This is a genomic window from Leptolyngbya sp. UWPOB_LEPTO1, assembly GCF_017302695.1.
In the GTDB taxonomy this organism is placed as follows: Bacteria; Cyanobacteriota; Cyanobacteriia; order Leptolyngbyales; family Leptolyngbyaceae; genus Leptolyngbya; species Leptolyngbya boryana.
Window position 1 is genome coordinate 361,180 of sequence record NZ_JAFLCJ010000002.1, and the last position, 19,942, is coordinate 381,121.

Annotated in this window: 16 protein-coding genes; 9 read left to right on the forward strand and 7 right to left on the reverse strand. The window is 47.1% G+C overall.

Annotated features, from left to right (window positions below):
* Positions 1-19: 19 nt before the first annotated feature.
* The 3 genes from J0L70_RS04620 to J0L70_RS04630 form a co-directional block, all read right to left on the reverse strand.
* Entirely contained in the window at positions 20-667 is a 648-nt protein-coding gene (locus J0L70_RS04620) for a Uma2 family endonuclease (protein ID WP_287453286.1), read from the reverse strand.
* 383 nt (positions 668-1,050) lie between these two features.
* Positions 1,051-1,926, reverse strand: a complete 876-nt coding sequence (locus J0L70_RS04625) for an ABC transporter permease (RefSeq protein ID WP_190652206.1) — start codon at positions 1,924-1,926, stop codon at positions 1,051-1,053.
* A gap of 6 nt (positions 1,927-1,932) precedes the next feature.
* Positions 1,933-2,952, reverse strand: coding sequence for an ABC transporter ATP-binding protein (locus J0L70_RS04630; RefSeq protein ID WP_287453288.1), 1,020 nt, complete (start codon positions 2,950-2,952; stop codon positions 1,933-1,935).
* A gap of 256 nt (positions 2,953-3,208) precedes the next feature.
* Here J0L70_RS04630 and J0L70_RS04635 point away from each other — a divergent pair, with 256 nt between their 5' ends.
* The 7 genes from J0L70_RS04635 (at position 3,209) to J0L70_RS04665 (ending at position 10,239) form a co-directional block, all read left to right on the forward strand.
* Entirely contained in the window at positions 3,209-4,168 is a 960-nt protein-coding gene (locus J0L70_RS04635) for an orange carotenoid-binding protein (protein ID WP_017287658.1), read from the forward strand.
* Between the two features lie 104 nt (positions 4,169-4,272).
* On the forward strand, positions 4,273-4,596 hold the full coding sequence (gene frp / locus J0L70_RS04640; RefSeq protein WP_017287657.1) for a fluorescence recovery protein: 324 nt from the start codon (positions 4,273-4,275) through the stop codon (positions 4,594-4,596).
* A gap of 107 nt (positions 4,597-4,703) precedes the next feature.
* Entirely contained in the window at positions 4,704-5,549 is an 846-nt protein-coding gene (locus J0L70_RS04645) for an Npun_R2479 family HD domain-containing metalloprotein (RefSeq protein WP_017287656.1), read from the forward strand.
* A gap of 95 nt (positions 5,550-5,644) precedes the next feature.
* Positions 5,645-6,790, forward strand: coding sequence for an AI-2E family transporter (locus J0L70_RS04650; RefSeq protein WP_287453289.1), 1,146 nt, complete (start codon positions 5,645-5,647; stop codon positions 6,788-6,790).
* 20 nt (positions 6,791-6,810) lie between these two features.
* A complete protein-coding gene (locus J0L70_RS04655; RefSeq protein ID WP_017287654.1) occupies positions 6,811-7,977 on the forward strand; it encodes an ABC transporter permease in 1,167 nt (388 codons plus the stop codon).
* A gap of 63 nt (positions 7,978-8,040) precedes the next feature.
* Complete coding sequence (locus J0L70_RS04660) at positions 8,041-8,469, forward strand: FKBP-type peptidyl-prolyl cis-trans isomerase (RefSeq protein WP_017287653.1); 429 nt, start codon at positions 8,041-8,043, stop codon at positions 8,467-8,469.
* Between the two features lie 378 nt (positions 8,470-8,847).
* Entirely contained in the window at positions 8,848-10,239 is a 1,392-nt protein-coding gene (locus J0L70_RS04665; RefSeq protein WP_287453290.1) for a glycosyltransferase family 2 protein, read from the forward strand.
* Between the two features lie 108 nt (positions 10,240-10,347).
* Here the strand turns inward: J0L70_RS04665 and J0L70_RS04670 are convergent, their stop codons facing one another.
* A complete protein-coding gene (locus tag J0L70_RS04670) occupies positions 10,348-12,000 on the reverse strand; it encodes an ABC transporter permease (protein ID WP_287453291.1) in 1,653 nt (550 codons plus the stop codon).
* 91 nt (positions 12,001-12,091) lie between these two features.
* On the opposite strand from J0L70_RS04670, the gene J0L70_RS04675 reads away from it, so the two are divergent.
* Complete coding sequence (locus J0L70_RS04675) at positions 12,092-13,186, forward strand: ABC transporter ATP-binding protein (RefSeq protein WP_017287649.1); 1,095 nt, start codon at positions 12,092-12,094, stop codon at positions 13,184-13,186.
* Here J0L70_RS04675 and J0L70_RS04680 read toward each other — a convergent pair.
* From J0L70_RS04680 to J0L70_RS04690, 3 genes are all read right to left on the reverse strand, one after another.
* The gene (locus J0L70_RS04680) at positions 13,152-13,829 is read right to left on the reverse strand and encodes a hypothetical protein (protein ID WP_026148563.1); all 678 of its coding nucleotides are present in this window, start codon (positions 13,827-13,829) and stop codon (positions 13,152-13,154) included. The two genes, J0L70_RS04675 and J0L70_RS04680, sit on opposite strands and share 35 nt — an antisense overlap.
* An 88-nt stretch (positions 13,830-13,917) precedes the next feature.
* A complete protein-coding gene (locus J0L70_RS04685) occupies positions 13,918-14,649 on the reverse strand; it encodes an SDR family NAD(P)-dependent oxidoreductase (protein WP_287453292.1) in 732 nt (243 codons plus the stop codon).
* A gap of 42 nt (positions 14,650-14,691) precedes the next feature.
* A complete protein-coding gene (locus tag J0L70_RS04690) occupies positions 14,692-14,967 on the reverse strand; it encodes an NIL domain-containing protein (RefSeq protein WP_017287646.1) in 276 nt (91 codons plus the stop codon).
* A gap of 376 nt (positions 14,968-15,343) precedes the next feature.
* Here J0L70_RS04690 and gltB point away from each other — a divergent pair, with 376 nt between their 5' ends.
* Positions 15,344-19,930, forward strand: a complete 4,587-nt coding sequence (gene gltB, locus J0L70_RS04695; protein ID WP_287453293.1) for a glutamate synthase large subunit — start codon at positions 15,344-15,346, stop codon at positions 19,928-19,930.
* Positions 19,931-19,942 lie beyond the last annotated feature (12 nt).

Below are 19,942 nucleotides of genomic sequence, written 5' to 3' on the forward strand. Positions count from 1 at the left end.
TCTTGAACGTGGAAGTTACTCATGGTTCATTAGATTGACAGAATTGAGTTCTAAGGTTCCGTAGCATTTGGCTCGTCCCTTGATCGATCGCACTTTGTACCAGTTGAGGAATCAAGGTTGTGATAGGCAAATCGGGGAAGGTTGGACTGCTTGAAGCGTCAACATAGCGATCTCCATCAAGAACACTAATTTTTAGAGTCTGTTTACGGTAGACCCAGATTTCAGGAACTTTCATGGCTTGGTAGGCGCTGACTGTTGTTAGCGAGGTGACATCAGACTCGATGGCAAGGTCGGGCGGGGGATAGATGTCTAGATCGAGGTCAGTACAGCCTTGGACTCGGTGAGCATTTTGAATGTAGAAACAAGTATCAGGCTCAATGCCAGCGACTTCAGGACGTTTAAGGGTTGTGGAACCAAAATCTTCCCAGTCACGCCCCTGTAATTCGAGAATGACGGTCAGAATATGCGCAATAATTCGGTGAGGACGTTCGTGGCGGGCCAGTGGAGACATGATTTCTAGTGTGCCTTGATAGTATGCAATGCGCGTGTTTCGCTTTTCACCTAAGTCAGCGAGAAGCGTTTCAAAGTCTTGCCATGAAACGTTATGAATGCTGACGGTGCTGCCAGGAGCAAGTTGAATCGCCTTGATTGGAATAGTAAGCGTCATGATGTCAACCTATTTTCTAGAGTGAGAAATGCTATTTGTAAGGAGCAGTTAACAGAGTGGCTTGGTTGAGTCAGCGAGAAAAGAAGCGATTACCGGAATTAAGCCGAATGCCGAAGTTTTGGTACAGATTGATGAGTGTCAGAGTACAGGCGCTCGTAGGCATAATTTTTGCACAGTTAAAGAGGGATGATCGTGATCATCTAGAAGCACTATTTTCTGGATATCTATGAAAGGAACGAAAATCCCCGCGCATTTTAGACAAAGCGAAATACGCGGGGATTTTCTCTAATTTTCTAACCTGGTGTGAGATGGGGTGTAATATCCAGAGCTGAGCGAAGTCGAATCCTAAATCTAACGAAGAATCTGTTTTGAGAAATACCCACTTAAGCTAAGCGGCGTTTCATCAATGGCTGAACACTGATCAGCGCGATCGCGCAAAGTCCAACCAAAATCAGCAAGGCTCCACCCAAAGTCACATTGCCAAACGGAGCGTGCATGATCACACTGCCGAGATTCCAGTCTGGATGCAAATAGAGATAGCGAATCGGCTCGATCGCATAACTCAATGGATTCAAAGTTGCGACAACTTGCAACCAAGTCGGCATAAACGACAACGGAACTAACGCAGTACTTGCAAACAGTAACGGTAAATTCGTGACAAAAATCACCGCAAGTAATTCAATATGTCCCGGCAACGCAAACGCCAATCCTAAACTCAATGCTGTGACTGCAACAACTAACAGCAACACGATCAAAGCGACTAACGCAAGCCCGAGCGCACTCGGCAATCCTGAGCCTAAAAATGCGCTCATCGCAATAATCGCCGCAGTCTGAATCAAACTCAAAGTCGTGATGAAAATTGCAGAAGCCATCACAATCGAGAACCGAGAAGCCAATGGTGCGACGAGTAACCGATTGAGAAATCCAAATTCTCGATCGAACATCACTGGAAGTCCGGCATTCAGCGCTCCTCCAAATGCTGTAAATACAATCACGCCCGCGCCGAGGAACTGTCCATAATTCACCTGATTGCCAAACAATCCTTGCGGCGCATTCTGAAACAGTGCTCCAAATAAAATCAACCACATCAACGGTTGAACAATACCCGCAACCAAAGTAGAAGGGCGGCGTTGCAGTTGAATAAACAAGCGGCGCGTCATCGCCAATGTTTCTTGGAGAAACTCTCCCAACAAATTCGGTTGAGTGATCGCGATTTGCTGCTCTGACGCAGGTTTTGAAGGAGTAATCGTTGTGCTCATAATTGACTACCTCATGCTTTGTTTACGTTCTGCTTTTGGATCTCGGCTTGCGGCTGCCGCAAGTTCCGCATCCATTAAAGTTCGACCCGTTGCTGCAAGATAGACATCATCCAAACTCGGACGAGCCTGAGCAATGCCAAAGGTCGGTAACCCCGCTTGCTGAAGCGCTTGCTGCACCGTCATCAGTGCATCACTATTGGGCGCAACAACGAGATTTAACGAATTCCCCTGTGCCTCATTAATAATCACTTCTTGAACGACCGGAATTGATTCTAATAAAGACTTTGCCTTTTCTGCTTCATCAAGCGGAGAGAACTCTCGAATTCGTAGCGTAATGCGATCGCCTCCCACTTGATCTTTCAACTCCGAAGGCGTTCCCGATGCAATCACCACTCCGCGATCGATAATCGCTACGCGATCGGCAAGTGCATCAATCTCTTCTAAATAATGGCTCGTAATTAAAACGGTCGTGCCTTGCTCGCGTAACTGGCGCAGGAAATTCCAAACGACCACTCGGCTTTCAATATCTAATCCAACCGTGGGTTCATCCAGAACCAGTACGTCTGGTTGATGAAGCAATCCCGCCGCTAGATCGAGCCGTTTTTTCAAGCCTCCAGAATAAGTACCGCTCTTTTTATCCGCCCATTCGTTGAGTCCTAATAAATTGAGAACCTCGGCAATTCGTTCCTGAATCGATTGCTTTGGCAAATGGTAAAGGGCGGCTTGCAGTTCGAGCAGTTCGCGACCCGTGAGAACTTTATCGATCGCGACTTCTTGCGCCACGTAGCCCAGTTTTTGACGCGCAGCCCGGGGATTGTCGATCGCGCTAATTCCCGACACTTCGATTTTTCCCGCATCCGGTTCCGTCAACGTACACAAACACCGCAACGTCGTTGTTTTCCCGGCTCCATTTGGCCCTAAAAGACCAAAAATCTCACCAGATTGAATCTCTAGCGAAACCTCTTTCACGGCTTCAACTGAGCCGTAGCGCTTCTGTAATTTCTCAATTCGTACCGCAGAAGTCATACCACCGCTCCTAGATTTGTATCAAAACATGAAGACTTCTCCTCCCTATTCTAAGAACTGTATGCCTTGATTTCTGATGAATTGGCGATATTTATGAAAAATGCAGCATTGATTTCGCCAGATTAGAAAAATGTAAATAAATATAAAGAGAATTGTTAACTTTGATGTAGACTAATGGTTAGTGAGGAAACAGAGCGACCCAAGTGTTCTGAGTGACACTTCCCACTGAATTCACTCCAATATTGCAGGTATTCTTATGGCGATTACGATTGACTCAGCGCGTAGTATTTTCCCCAACACTCTCGCAGCCGATGCTGTACCTGCCCTCACTGCTCGATTCAATCAATTGAGTGCAGAAGACCAGCTCGCCTGGACATGGTTTGCCTTCCTCGAAATGGGCAAGACGATCACGATCGCGGCTCCCGGCGCTGCAAGCATGCAATTTGCAGAATCGACCCTAGCGCAAATCAAGAGAATGCCGTTTTCTGAGCAAACTCAGGTCATGTGTGACTTAGCAAACAATGCCGACACGCCGATTTGCCGTACCTACTCCACCTGGTCGGCAAACATCAAACTTGGTTTCTGGTATCAGCTTGGACAATGGATGGAGCAAGGCATCGTCGCCCCCATTCCAACCGGATACACCTTATCTGCCAACGCTTCTGCGGTGCTGCAATCCTTGAGAGGTCTAGATCAAGGTCAGCAAATTACTGTGTTGCGTAATTCAGTCGTCAACATGGGCTACGACGTCAATAAACTGGGCAGCTACAACCGAGTTTCTGAACCCGTCGTCGCTCCAAAAGCAGAAGCTCAGCGTACTCAAGTCAAGATTGAAGGTATCGACAATCAGACCGTGACGCAGTACATGAACAACATGAACGCCAACGATTTCGATGCGCTGATCCAACTCTTTAGTGAAGATGGCGCACTGCAAGCTCCTTTCCAAAAACCGATCGTTGGAAAAGAAGGAGTGATGCGCTTCTTTCGTGAAGAATGCCAGAACCTCAACTTGATGCCCGAACGCGGCGTTTCTGAACCCGCAGAAGATGGCTATACCCAAATCAAAGTCACTGGAAAAGTTCAAACACCTTGGTTTGGTGCAGCAGTTGGGATGAATATGGCGTGGAGATTCCTGCTCAATCCTGAAGGTAAAATTTTCTTTGTTGCGATCGACCTGCTCGCTTCGCCGAAAGAACTTTTAAATCTAATGCGATAAGCATAAATTTGCGATCGTAAATTCTCAAAGAATGGATGTTCTGAATCTTAGGAGCGTCCATTCATTTATATATTGGCAGACTGTGATGTGAGTAAACGAAGCAAGTGAGCGAAATTCATTGGACTCAGACCGAACAAGAGATTTCTCGATCTGCATTCGATCGAGCGTATCAACGAGAGATTCAGGCGCTCATGCAAGACGTTGCTGAACGAGCCAATCAGGTCTCAGAAGTCAGCGATCTGTGGCAATTCCACGATTTTTTGAGCGCCAGACGGCACGAAATCGACGGGAAATATGACTATCGTGACTCGGTTTTGATTTTTGTGTTTGCCCAACTCGTCCGCGAAAAGTGGTTGGATCTCAATGAACTCAAAGGATTGGCAGCCGATAAACTTGCCAAAATTTCAGCCTTGGTCAGAATGGGCTGATTTTTTAGGGCTTATCTTGAATTGAAAGATTAGATTAAGCCCTATCTTTACTTTATAAAGTTGGGCGGGAAACCTAAGAGTGTTCCTCTATCTAAATTCGCCCCAACATGTTTAACGCCACAGAACTTCTCATTGATGACTTTGTTCGCCAACTGAAAGAAGGCTATCACCGAACCTATGGCGGCTGGAAATCAGATTACGAAGACATTATTGGTTGGGTTGGGTCGATGGCGATGGAAAATATTGCCAACAGTGACGCGCTCTATCACAACGTTGAACATTCGATTTTAGTCACCCTGGTGGGTCAAGAGATCTTACGAGGACGGCATATTCGAGATGGCGGGGTGTCGTGTGAGGACTGGCTGCACTTTATTGTTTCGCTCGTTTGCCACGATATCGGGTATGTCCGAGGCGTTTGCCGCCAAGATAAGACCGGGCTATATGCCACAGGTCGTGATGGCGCGATGGTTTCAGTACCGCCTGGCTCATCTGATGCCGCCATGACTCCGTATCATGTCGATCGCGCTAAACTCTTCATTGACGAACGATTTGGTGGTCATAAACTCATCGATGTCGAAGTGGTCAAACGTAATATTGAACTGACCCGCTTCCCCGTTCCTGCGGCTGAAGACCATCAAGACACGAGTAATTATCCAGGACTGGTGCGCGCTTCTGATCTGATTGGACAACTCAGCGATCCGCGTTATCTGAAGAAAATCAGCGCACTCTATTACGAATTCGAGGAAACTGGGGTGAACAAAGCTTTAGGCTATCGCCATCCAGGAGATCTGCGAAAAAATTATCCAAAATTCTATTGGCAGGGTGTTTATCCCTATGTCAAACAGGCGCTCTACTATCTTTCCTTAACTCAACAAGGCAAGCAAATCGTTGCCAATCTCTACTCAAACGTGTTTGTCGTCGAGCATGAACCGTCCGACGAATATTGCACATAAAATCGTTGAGGAAAAAGGCTGTCTCGTTGAATTGAACAGCGGAATGACTCGATTAACGGCAAAATTGAGGAGTACTCGATCGCGCTGTTTGCCGTATGGATCGTTTTTTCTCTCCGATTCAACAATTTCTCATCACCTGGCTGTTAATTCTCGTCTCGGGGTGGCTGACGCTCAATGCACTCACTTACTTTGGAGAGTTAATTAGTGTACTCGTCACAGCAGGATTAATCGCCTTCTTGCTCAATTATCCGGTGGCAAGATTGAGAAAATTCATGCCCAAGGCGTTAGCAGCTGGAGTGGTTTATCTATTTGCAGGGTTGATTTTAACGGTAGTTGCTGTAACGATCGCGCCGCCTATTATTCAACAGACTCAACAACTGACGGCAAATTTACCGAATCTGATTGCATCGGGACAGCAACAACTCCAAGACTTTCAAACGTGGGGAGAATCTCGGCATTTAGGCTTTGATCTCTCGTTTTTAGAACAACAACTCTCGGTTCAATTACAAGGGCAGGCAAAAACGATCGCATCGACCGGAATCGGATTGGTTCTGAACACCTTTAATTGGGTCTTGGATCTGATCCTGATTCTGGTGATTTCGTTCTATTTAGTCCTAGACGGAGCAAAGATTTGGGGCGGGATCACAGGCATCTTTTCTCAGCCGATTCAGGAGAGTTTAACGAATTCGATGCGGGATAGTTTGCAGCGATTTGCCTCAGGACAATTGCTGTTAGGGCTGTTTATGGCGATCGCGCTTTCATTGGCGTTCTGGTGGTTAAAAGTTCCATTCTTTCTCGTGTTTGCGGTGTTTATTGGGGTGATGGAAGTGATCCCATTTATTGGGGCATCGCTAGGAATTGCCACGGTTGGGATTTTAGTGGCATTTATTGATTGGTGGATGGCGATCGAAGTATTAGGAACCGCGATCGCGATTCAGCAAGTCAAAGATAATGCGATCGCGCCTCGGATTTTGGGCGGGCTGACAGGATTGAGTCCCGTGATTATTCTCACGTCTTTGCTAGTGGGTGCTAGAGTAGCAGGACTATTAGGCGTGATTCTGGCAATTCCCTTGACCAGTGTCGTGAAAACGATCGTCGAAATCCTGATGAATCCTGACCTCCCGCCGCAAGCTGGATCAATTTTCTCGGAAGCTGTGGAAAATAGTATTCTGGAACCCATGCTTTCGGTTGATCCCGATATCGAACCGAATGTTACTGTGATCGTCAAAGATTCGCATTAATCCTTTATTTCTTCTGACCTATGGACTGGTGGCAAAAGCTCAAACGCAATCCGTTAGCTAAGTTTGGAGCAATCTTACTAGCGTTATTCTATGTTGCCGTGATTGCGGCAGAATTCGTTGCTCCTTATAGCCCCTGTGATACGGCTTCCATTACCAGTGGAGCCTGTAAACCACAAACGGATGGCGCATTGTTACCGCCCACTCAGATTTATTGGACGGATCAAAATAATCAATTCATTGGACCTCATGTTTACCCAACCACTCAAGGTCCCATTGATGTGAATACGGGCGATCGCGAATTGCAAGTTGATCGATCGAAACCTTCGCCGCTCAGACTCTTCGTACAAGGCGAACCGTATCGATTGTTCCAAATTCGCTTACCGTTACCAACGAACTTCTCACTCAGCGATCCCAAGTTTGAAGAAATCGAACTTTTTTCTGGAATTCCAGGCAATCTGCATCTGTTTGGCACGGCAGGGGAGGGCAAATTTAATCTTCTGGGAACTGATGAGCAAGCGCGCGACCTGTTTAGTCGGCTCCTTTACGGTGGTCGGATTAGTCTCAGTATTGGACTCGTCGGGATCGCGTTGTCTTTCCCGATCGGGATGCTCGTTGGTGGCATTTCAGGCTATGTCGGAGGTTGGGTCGATGCGGTGCTGATGCGGATTGTAGAAGTGTTGATGACGATCCCAAGCATCTACTTACTTGTTGCATTAGCCGCAGTCCTTCCACCGGGCTTAAGTAGCGCACAACGATTTCTACTGATCGTCTTTATTACCTCGTTTATCAGTTGGGCAGGATTAGCACGGGTGATTCGGGGGCAAGTGTTATCGATCAAAGAACGAGAATTTGTTCAAGCCTCACGCGCCATGGGTGGAAAGTCACTCTACATCATCACTCGACACGTTTTACCTCAGACCGCAACCTATGTGATTATTTCAGCGACGTTGCAAGTCCCCAGTTTTATCATTGCAGAATCGGTTCTGAGCTTGATTGGGCTTGGCATTCAGCAGCCCGATCCCTCTTGGGGAAATATGTTGTCGCTCGCCACGAATGCCTCGATTCTGGTCCTGCAACCCTGGTTAGTGTGGCCGCCCGCTATTTTGATCGTGTTGACGGTTTTGGCGTTTAACCTACTCGGCGATGGCTTGCGGGATGCGCTCGATCCGCGCAGTTTGCAGCGGTAGAAAAAGGGGTGATCAAAATTGGAAAACCCTTTAGACTGAGGAAACGCTAATAGAAACTTTCAAATGGCACAAGCAAAATTAGGCGATACAGTTCGAGTTCACTACACGGGAAAACTCGACGATGGGACAGTGTTTGACTCTTCTGTCAACGCTGATCCGCTAGAATTCACATTGGGCGCAGGGAATGTTATTCCTGGATTTGAGAATGCAGTGATGGGGATGAGTCCAGGCGATTCCAAAACGGAAATCATTCCGGCAGATCAAGCGTACGGCGCTTATCAAGAAGCCATGGTTTTAGTCGTTGAGCGTGCTCAAATGCCGCCAGACCTACAGCCGGAGGTCGGACAACAGTTGGAAATTCGACAGCCAACTGGACAATCGATTCCAGTCGTAATTACGGACGTATCTGATGCTGATGTCACCCTGGATGCAAATCATCCGCTCGCTGGAGAAGATTTAACATTTGATATACAACTAGTCGAAATTGGTTAATAAAACTAATCAGTTGTCGAAAAAAGGTCTTGTGGGCAAAAGTTTATGTTCACAAGACCTTTTTATTTGTCAAAATTCCGTAATCCAAGCGAAAACATGTGAAGTTTTCTTGTGATCCGGATTAGTCCGTGTCTGAGAGAAATCTAAACCAGGATCGTTTGAATCCTGAGCCATATTACCTAATTTGCCGAAGGGTGCAAGCAGTAAGGCTTTCCGCGACTTCTTCTCAGAATTGGCGGTTTCAGGATTTGACAACTTCTTGTAACACATGGTTTCTATCTATGAAGAACCCTTTTAGGTTGTTAAAAAACTGTTATGCGTAAGGGACTGCTGCACAAACCGGTTAACCTCTTCGGTCCGATTCTGGACAAAATTCTTTTGACCCATTTTGTGGTAATTGGGCTACCAACGGTGCTCTACTACTACATTCTGGAGAATGGTTGGAATTTGTCGTTTCTCCATGTTTTGATTCCGATTTTGTATTTTGTTACGTCGATCGTTGTGATCGGTGAGGCAGTTTCGACGGCAATTACATATCGTCGCGGTCGCCCCGCCAAGATGCCGAAGTTCGGGATGGTGCAGCGCTTTATGCGATCGCCGAGAACTCAACCGCTTTATCCGCTGTTGAGATCGCCGGGCGCGGTTCCCAAGTGTTCGCTGATTGTTGCAGCCTATTTGCCCAATGAGCAGCATATTATTACCAATACGCTAGATCACATTCTCAGCACGATGGAACGCCCGGAAGGGGGATTAGAAGTGATTCTGGCGTACAACCGCCCAGAACGCTTACCTGTCGAAGATCGATTAGAACGGATGGCAGAAGAACATCCGGAGTTGAAATTGCTCTGTGTTGAAGGCAGTCGATCGAAAGCGCAAAACATTAATGCAGCCTTAGAAATCGTCACGGGCGAAGTGACTGGAATCTTGGACGCAGACCATCACCCGAATCCAGACAGCTTTACTCGCGCTTGGCGTTGGTTATCGAATTATCGCTACAGCGCGGTACAAGGACGAAATGTGATTCGCAACCAAGATGTGAACTTCATGACGCGCATGATTGCGGTGGAGTTTGAGTGTATTTATGGGGTGAGTCATCCGGCGAAGTCACTTTTAGTCGATACAGGCGTGTTCTGTGGGGCAAACGGATATTGGCGGACTGAGGTACTAAAGAAGATTGGCTTCTCGTCGAAGATGTTGACTGAAGACATCGATGCGAGTTTTAGAACCCTGTTGAGCGGACATAATATCGTCCATGATCCGACGATCGTGGTGACCGAACTTGCGCCTGTGGATGTGCGATCGTTCTGGTTCCAGCGCAAGCGGTGGGCACAAGGTTGGCTAGAAGTAACGTTGAAATATCAAGGCACGATTGCGCGATCGCTAAGACTCGATAACTGGCAAAAGTTTTATTGGACGTTGCTTTTGGTCTACAGTGCGGGATTCCATTTTGTCGCCCTGCAAGCGTTTCCAATTACATTGAGTCTGACCTTAGCGGGAGAGAATGCACCGGATATTGCACCGGAATATATCTGGACAATGACAGCATTGACTTTGGCAAGTGGTCCGTTACAAGCTTTGGCAGCTTGGCTTGTACGAACTGATGCAGTCAAGCAGTCTGGACGAGATTTCTTGGTCTATTGCTTTTTTATTCCGTTCTACTGTGTGTTTAAGAGTGTGATTGCGATTACGGCAATTTATGACCACATTGTTGGCAATACCGAATGGATTGTGACTCGTCGATCGACGGATGCTTTGCCGGAAGCGAAGTAGCAAGATTTCGACTTAGAAAAGCTCCAAGTCTTTAGAAAGCTTGGAGCTTTTTTAGTTTGAAAGTCATAGTGGGAGAGATGAGGAACAATACGGCTCTCACTCATCTTCTTAGCGCTTCTGCTCCATTTGCCAACTGAGAAGAATGACGGGAATTAAGCCAACCAGTACGATCGCTAAAGCTGATCCAGAGGCTTCCGTGAGTCGCTCATCAGACGCAAGGTTAAATACATGCACTGCTAACGTGTCAAAGTTAAACGGACGAATGATCAGCGTTGCAGACAATTCTTTCATTACATCGACAAAAACGAGAATTGCTGCTGCCAAAACTCCCTTCCATAACAGCGGCACATGGACTCGGAATAAAGTATTCGTCGCGCCAAATCCGAGACTACGAGACGCATCATCCAAACTCGGTTTAATGTTTGCCAAACTCGCATCGATACTGTTAAACGACAAGGCAAGAAATCGAACTAAATAAGCAAACACCAGCGCAAACATCGTTCCACTCAGCAATAAGCCCGTTGAATAATTGAACGTCGATCGCATCCAGCCATCGATCGCATTATCAAACAATCCCAACGGAACTAAAATCCCAACAGCAATCACAGAACCGGGGATAGCGTAACCCATTGAAGCAATGTAAGTCGCCCCTCGCATCATCAGGGAGCGATCTAAACGCAACCCATACGCCAAGATAATTCCCACTACGATCGCAACCAAGGCTGCAATCCCGGACACAGTTAAACTATTCGTTGCAAAGCCCCAAAATCTCTGATCAAAAGCATCTTCCCAATTTTCTAACGTCATATTGAGCAGCACACCTGCCGGAATCAAAAAGCCGAGGAATAGAGGAATGATACAAAATACAATCGCGACGATCGCACGTATACCCCGAAGCTGATATTTTTGAACAGGCGATGAATTGGAAGATTGATAGTACTGGACTCGTCCTCTTGAAAGTTGTTCTAACCAGATCAAGACAAAAATAAATATCAATAAAAATGCAGCTAATTGAGTTGCTGCAAGCCGTTCGCCCATACCAAACCAAGTGCGATAGATTCCAGTCGTGAACGTGCTGACCTCAAAAAACTGAACGGTTGCATAGTCATTTAAAGTTTCCATCAGAGCTAAAGATAACCCTGCTACGATCGCGGGACGTGCCAAAGGGAAAGCCACTTTTCTAAAACTCTGCCACGGGCTACAGCCTAAGCTACGACTGGCTTCTAAAGTACAGACAGACTGAGATAAAAACGCCGATCGCGCTAACAAATAGACATAGGGATACAGCACCAAAATCAGCATCACTGCTGCACCCCAAAGCGATCGCACATTCGGAAACCAATACTCTTGTGCCGTTTTCCAGCCAAACCACGATCGCAACGTCGTTTGCACAATCCCGAAGTATTCGAGCAAATCCGTATAGGTATACGCCAAAATATAAGCTGGAGCAGCCAGCGGCAACAGTAATGCCCAAGTTAAAATTCTACTTCCTGGAAATCGGCACATTGTCACCAGCCAAGCTGTGCCCGTTCCAATGATCGTGACACCTAGCGCCACCGCAAGCATTAAATAGAGCGAATTCGTGATGTAAGTGGTCAGAACTGTGCTTGCAAGATGTTGCCAAACTGATCTGGCATCTGCAAATAATCCGCTCAATACAGCAAAGATTGGGAATGCAATTAAAACTGCGATCGCAATTACAACGATCGTCCATGCACTCAATCTAGAACGTCGAGTCTCTCTCGCCCGCGAAATTTGCATATGCTCTCAAGAAATCTTGTAAAACTACTTTACTAGGGCTTCAAAATTGTTGATGATTAGTCTCAATAAGTTTGCCGCTATAAGAACTCTAATGCTTGACTCGATCATTTTGCAATTAGACCAGGTTTCAAAGCGATTTTCCGCTACGCCTGTTGTAGATGCCGTTTCGCTAAAGCTGCGAAGAGGTGAGTTATTAAGCCTACTGGGGGCATCGGGCTGTGGAAAGACTACATTATTGAGACTGATTGCAGGATTTGAGCGACCTGAATCTGGAACCATCGAATTGTCAGGTCAGCAAGTTGCAGGTGGGAAATACTGGCAAGCTCCTGAACAGCGAGATATTGGCATGGTCTTTCAGGACTATGCGCTGTTTCCGCATTTGAATGTGGCAGAAAATGTGGGATTTGGCTTAAAAAAATCTCGACGCAAGCGATCGGGTTATCCCGCTCAGCAAGCAAAAGAAATGGTCTCGGCTGCGATCGCGCAAGTCGGCTTATCGGGGTTAGAAAAACGCTATCCGCACGAACTCTCCGGTGGACAACAGCAAAGAGTTGCATTAGCGCGAGCATTAGCGCCTCAGCCTGCTTTGATTCTGCTCGATGAGCCGTTGAGTAACTTGGATGTGCAAGTGCGATCGCATCTCCGACAAGAAATTCGCACCATTCTCAAAACCACTGGAACAACTGCAATTTTTGTCACGCACGATCAAGAAGAAGCGTTGTCCATTTCGGATCGAGTTGCCGTGATGAATCAAGGCAAATTAGAACAGTTAGCAACTCCTGAGACGCTTTACGACGAGCCTGCAACCCGGTTCGTTGCAGAATTTGTGACTCAAGGAAATTTCTTACCTGCGACTTATAGTGGTACAGGTTGGAAAACTGCGATCGGAACATTAATGGTGGAAGATTCTGGAGAATTTGCCCATCAAGCTGATGTGATGATTCGACAGCAAGACATTAAGTTAGAACCTGCTCCAGCGGGATCGATTGTGATTGTCGATCGTCAATTTTTAGGGCGTGAGCATCGATACTGTATTCAAACTAGCTCAGGGACTCGCCTGAAAGTCCTGAGCGCTGTGAAGCCTGCGTTAGACATTGGCACACGAGTGCGCGTCAAAGTGAATTTATCTGGGGTGCGATTGTTTGAACCGACTAGGGATTCACAGCTTGAGAGTGCAGCGCATTGAAATTCTTGCGCCATTGTGCTCGCTGTTGCGGAGTTAAAACAGTGGTCACAACCTGGCTATAGTCTTTCAACGGCTGCGATAAAGTTTGATCGACTTTGCCCGTTTGGATCTGTTTCAGCAATTCTGGATTGGCTTGCAGTTCTTTGACGATTTCAGCTTGCATTTCACGTCGAGCTTGCTGGATTTGAGCCGACTGATCTGGGGTGAGTTGAACGCCTTTGAATTCAGCTTTGAGCGATTCAGTCTGTTTTTTGACTTCACCTGAAACCGTTTCTTCTAAAGCATCGATCACGATTTGCTTCACGTACTGCCGCTGCTCGTCAGTTTTCTGCTTGATAAAATTCCCGATCGCGCTTTTGGATGCTTCTACTTTCGCATCCGCTTGACCCGACAGTTGCTTCAAAAATTGTCCGGCCATCGATTGATCAAGCTGAGTGGCAATTTCTTGCGATCGACTTTGCTGCGGAGCTTGCTGAATCGGTTTTTGAGCAACTTTTTGCACAACCACGGGTTCAGGTTGTGCAGGCGGAGTCTGAAAAGATGATATGTCAGACGGCGATTGATTCAGTGCGACTAAAGCGCCCACACCTCCTGCGACCATCAATGCCAACGAGATTAACACCCTAGCTTTATTCGGATTCATTGCTTTTCCTCAACCTCTTAATAGACAAGTAGGTCTAATTTAGGATTCACCTAAATCACACCACTCTCCAGGTTGAGGCTGAAAAACTTTACCAAGGGATCTGTGTCCCATCCCAGGAGAAAAACTCGCCACTCTGATGATTCTCCAGTTGATCAATCACGTCGAGCAGTTGCCGAACGGTACGATCGACCGAAAATAATTTCTCTGGCGGCACAGACTTCTGAAACGGCTTAGATAGTCTTGTATCCGTTGTCCCTGGATGCAGGTTCACCACAATTGCATTCGGACAAGTCCGCTTATATTCGATCGCAGTTGTTCGCATGAACATATTCAACGCTGCTTTAGAAGCCCGGTAACCATACCAGCCCCCAAGCTGATTGTCTCCAATGCTGCCAACTTTTGCCGAAATCGTCGCTAAAACAGAGCGATCACGATGCTTTAACAACGGCTGCACATGCTTGGCTAACAAGACCGCGCCAATACTATTAATTTGAAAATACTTGAGAAGCTGATCCCCATTGAGATGTCGCAGACTTTTCTCTGGTTGCATCGCTCCGTCGTGTAAGACACCCACACAGTTGATGATGTAGTGCAATTCAGACGTTGCCGACTTAATTTTGGCGATCGTACGTTCGATTTGAGCCTCATCAGTGAGATCAAGTTGCAGCCGCTCTAGAGAAGGCGAATCAAGCTGAAAAAGATCGCAATCAGGACTGCGATAAGTCGCATAAACCCGATCCACTCGATCGAGCAATTGTCGGGCAAATTCCAGCCCAATTCCTTGACTCGCCCCTACAACTAGCGCTGCCTTACTCATCATCAGTTGTTTTTACAAAACTTTACATTGAGTATAACGCGGCGCTTACCACCCGTCTGACTCCTCGCCCTGCCAAACCTCCAAATCCAACTCATCCAAGTAACTCAAAGCCGCTTGAATATTGGTGTGATGTCCCTTTAGAACGAGATCAAACCAGCCGTCTCCACTCGCATTCGCGCCCAAAATCGCCGCAGCAATATTGATTGTTAACTGATACTGCGAGACGAGTTGCGAAATCACAGGCTCTTGATGGTAGTGCCGGGGAATGCGGATGCGAATACGCTGCTCAGTCGTCCGGTCAATGTTCGTACTCGTAGACATCATTTTTCTCCTAAATTGTTAAAGTACGGTAAGCCTATCGATTTATTGTACATTATTCCCATATGGAAGCGAAAGAGTTTGATGGCAGCGAATTAGCACTTTCTCGACAGAAAATTCGCTGCAAGATGTTGAATCATGTTACAAAGCCGCAAGATTTGCCGGAAAATTGTTGATTTTTATCAACTTTAAACCCTAGAAATTCAACCTGCCGCAAGATAGAAGATCCTGAATTGAAAGCTCTGGAGATACAGATCTGAGATCTTTATTAAGACCTGAAGGGGATCTCGGAAGTGTATTAGAGAATTTCAAAAGTACTAGAGATATCTTCATTGAAGCTCTAGTGAACACTCTCTCTGCCACTGTTAGGGTAATGATAATGACTAGATACGGACTGCCCGCGAAGCAAGGTTTGTATGATCCGCAGTTCGAGCATGATGCCTGTGGAGTTGGGTTCATTGTGCAGATGAAAGGACAACCATCTCACTCGATCGTGCAGCAAGCCTTAACGATTTTGGCGAATTTGGAACATCGGGGAGCATGTGGAGCTGAGACGAACACAGGAGACGGAGCAGGCATTCTAATGCAGGTTCCGCATGGCTTTTTTCAGAAAGTGACTGCGACATTGAACATTACTTTGCCCGATGCTGGACAGTACGGGGTCGGGATGGTTTATTCATCTCCCGATCGTGCTCAGCGCGAAGCAGGGCGGCGGATATTTGAGCAAGTCGTGGCAGAGGAAGGACAAAAAGTTCTCGGCTGGCGAGACGTTCCAACTGACAATTCGACCTTAGGGGAAACGGCAAAAGCCAGTGAACCCTTTATGCAGCAAGTCTTTATTCAACGCTCGGCGGATTTAGCAGATGATTTAGCATTTGAGCGGAAGCTGTATGTGATTCGGAAGCGATCGCATAGTGCCATTCGCCAAACTGGGATTGATCCGTTCTGGTATCCGGCTAGTCTTTCTTGCCGCACCTTGGTTTATAAAGGCATGTTGATGCCTTTGCAGGTGAAAGAGTACTATCCTGACTTGAGCGATCCCGATTTGCAAAGTGCTTTGGGATTAGTGCATTCTCGCTTTAGTACCAATACCTTCCCGAGTTGGGAGCGATCGCATCCTTACCGCTATATCGCTCACAATGGCGAAATTAATACCCTGCGCGGCAACATCAACTGGATGCACGCTCGGCAATCTTTGTTTGAATCTGATTTATTTGGCGACGATTTAAGAAAAGCACAGCCTGTTATTAACATTGACGGAAGTGATTCCACGATTTTTGATAATGCTTTGGAATTGCTGACACTATCCGGTCGATCGCTGCCTCATGCTGTGATGATGATGATCCCGGAACCTTGGACAGCCCATGAGTCGATGAGTCCTGAGCGCAAGGCGTTTTATAAGTATCATTCTTGCTTGATGGAACCTTGGGATGGGCCAGCTTCGATCGCATTTACGGACGGTCGAATGATGGGAGCTGTTCTCGATCGCAATGGCTTGCGTCCGTCTCGGTACTATGTCACCAAAGATGATTTGGTGATCATGGCATCTGAAGCCGGAGTTTTACCGATCGAGCCTGAGCGGATTGCTCAAAAAGGTCGGTTGCAGCCCGGAAGAATGTTCCTCGTTGATATGGAACAAGGTCGGATTGTAGCGGATGAAGAAATCAAGCACCAAATTGCCAGTGCTGAGCCATATCAAGACTGGATTGATCAACATATGGTCAGCCTTGCTGATCTCAAAGATGCACCTCCGTCTTCGTCTGATCTCAATACTGTGCTTCAGCGTCAATTAGCATTTGGCTATACGTTTGAAGAGTTGCGCTTGTTGATCACTCCGATGGCGCGAGATGGCGTTGAAGCTGTGGGAGCAATGGGTGCAGATACGCCTTTAGCTGTTCTCTCTGATCGACCCAAGCTACTCTATGACTACTTCAAACAGCTATTTGCTCAGGTGACCAATCCGCCGATCGATTCCATTCGAGAAGAGATTATCACCTCAGCCGAAACCACTATTGGTGCTGAGAAAAACCTGCTCAAACCTGTGCCAGAAAGCTGTCATTTGATTGAGCTGAAAAGCCCCATTCTCAGCAATGAGGACTTGGCAAAACTCAAACAGGTCGATGAGCAAGGTTTCAAATCGACGACGATTGCGATCGTATTTGATCCCAAATCCGGTGTAAAAGGCTTAGAAAGCGCGATCGACAATCTCTGTACTCAAGCCGACCAAGCAATTGAAGCTGGAATCAATCTCATCATTCTGAGCGATCGCAGTGTAGATGCCGAAAATGCTCCCATTCCTGCCTTACTTGCTGTCGCTGGCGTGCATCATCATTTGATCCGCACGGGTGCGAGAACCAGAGTTGGCTTAGTACTCGAATCGGGCGAACCGCGTGAAGTACATCACTTTGCCATGCTGATTGGATATGGTTGCGGCGCAATCAATCCTTACTTAGCGTTTGAGACAATCGAATCGATGATTGCTCAAGGCTTACTCCCGAATCTAGAGTATGCAACAGCTTGCAAGAACTACATCAAATCAGCAACCAAAGGCGTGATCAAAGTTGCGTCGAAGATTGGTATTTCAACCATTCAGAGCTATCGCGGCGCACAGATCTTTGAAGCAGTTGGCTTAAACCGTTCGGTCGTCGATCGTTACTTTACCTGGACTGCTTCTCGGATCGAAGGTGTGGATCTCGAAGTCATTACCCAAGAGGCACTGCTTCGTCACCATCAAGCTTTCTCGGAGCGTCAAGCCAGTGGACAAACTTTGGGAGTCGGTGGCGAATATCAATGGCGTAAAGAAGGGGAAGCTCACCTTTTCAGCCCGCAAACGATTCACACGCTGCAAAGAGCAGTTCGAGAAGGAAATTACGAGCTATTCAAGCAATATGCTGCGTTAGTCAACGAGCAAAATCAGCAGCATTTTACACTGCGCGGCATGTTGCAATTTAAGCCTCGTCAACCCATCCCGCTCGAAGAAGTTGAACCGATTGAAGCCATTATGAAACGCTTCAAAACTGGGGCAATGAGCTATGGATCGATCTCGAAAGAAGCTCATGAGGCGTTAGCGATCGCCATGAACCGCATCGGCGGTAAATCCAATACGGGTGAGGGCGGCGAAGATCCAGATCGTTACACTTGGAGCAATGAACAAGGCGATTCTAAGAATAGCGCCATCAAGCAAGTTGCTTCCGGTCGGTTTGGAGTAACCAGTCTCTACCTGTCTCAGGCGAGAGAAATTCAAATCAAAATGGCTCAAGGTGCAAAGCCTGGAGAAGGCGGACAACTTCCAGGACGCAAAGTCTATCCTTGGATTGCGAAAGTTCGACATTCGACTCCGGGGGTCGGCTTGATTTCGCCACCACCACACCATGACATTTACTCGATCGAGGATTTAGCTGAACTAATCCACGACTTGAAAAACGCCAACCGAGACGCACGCATCAGTGTCAAACTCGTTTCGGAAGTGGGAGTCGGAACCATTGCAGCAGGCGTTTCCAAAGCTCATGCTGATGTCGTTTTGATCTCTGGTTACGATGGCGGAACAGGCGCATCTCCCCAAACTTCGATCAAACATGCAGGTTTACCTTGGGAGTTAGGACTCGCTGAGACTCATCAAACGTTAGTGTTGAACAATTTGCGATCGCGCATTGTTGTCGAAGCTGACGGACAAATGAAAACTGGACGTGATGTGGTGATGGCAGCGTTGCTGGGTGCTGAAGAATTCGGCTTTGCAACTGCTCCGCTCGTCACCTTAGGCTGCATTATGATGCGCGTTTGCCACCTCAACACTTGTCCAGTTGGGATTGCAACTCAAGATCCTCAATTGCGCGCGAGCTTTATCGGCGATCCGGATAACACAGTGAACTTTATGAAGTTCATTGCTCAAGAAGTCCGTGAAATCATGGCACAGCTTGGTTTCCGTACTTTGAATGAGATGGTCGGTCGGACAGATATCTTAGAAGCAAAACAAGCAGTCGAACATTGGAAAGCAAAAGGTCTAGATTTCTCGAAAATCTTGTATCAGCCCGATGTTGATCCGTCTGTTGGCTTGTATTGTCAGATTCCACAAGATCACGGTTTAGACAAGTCGCTGGATTTAACTGTGCTAGTCGATCTGTGTAAAGATGCGATCGAAGAAGGAAAACCCGTTAAAGCAACGCTGCCGATTCGGAATGTCAATCGCGTGGTCGGAACAATTCTTGGCAATGAGATTACAAAACGACACTGGAATGGCTTGCCGGAAGATACGGTACATCTTCATTTCCAAGGCAGTGCGGGACAGAGTTTTGGAGCATTTGTGCCGAAAGGAGTAACGCTCGAACTAGAAGGCGATGCCAATGACTATCTCGGAAAGGGTTTAAGTGGCGGTAAGCTGATTGTTTATCCTCCGGCGGTTTCTTCGTTTGATCCGTCTGAAAACATCATCATCGGCAACGTTGCAATGTATGGCGCAACCAAAGGCGAAGTCTATATCAATGGCATTGCCGGAGAACGATTCTGTGTTCGCAACTCTGGAGTGAATACCGTTGTTGAAGGGGTTGGCGATCATGGTTGTGAGTATATGACGGGTGGCACAGTTGTTGTCCTTGGAGCAACTGGACGGAACTTTGCCGCCGGGATGAGTGGCGGAGCCGCCTATATCTATGACGAAGCAGGCGATTTTGCGACCCGTTGCAATATGCAGATGGTGGCGATCGAGCCGTTTGAAGACCCCGAAGACATCGCGATCGTGCGTCAGATGATCCAGAATCACGCCAATTACACGCATAGTCACAAGGCAAAAGACATCCTGGAAAACTGGGAGCAAGCGCGATCGCGGTTTGTGAAGGTCATGCCAAAAGATTACAAGCGAGTACTCCAAGCACTAAGACGAGCTGAAGAGTCAGGCCTGAGTGGTGATGATGCTTTAACAGCAGCGTTTGAGGAAAATGCCCGCGACGTTGCCCGTGTAGGAGGAAGTTAGAGATAGAGGAAT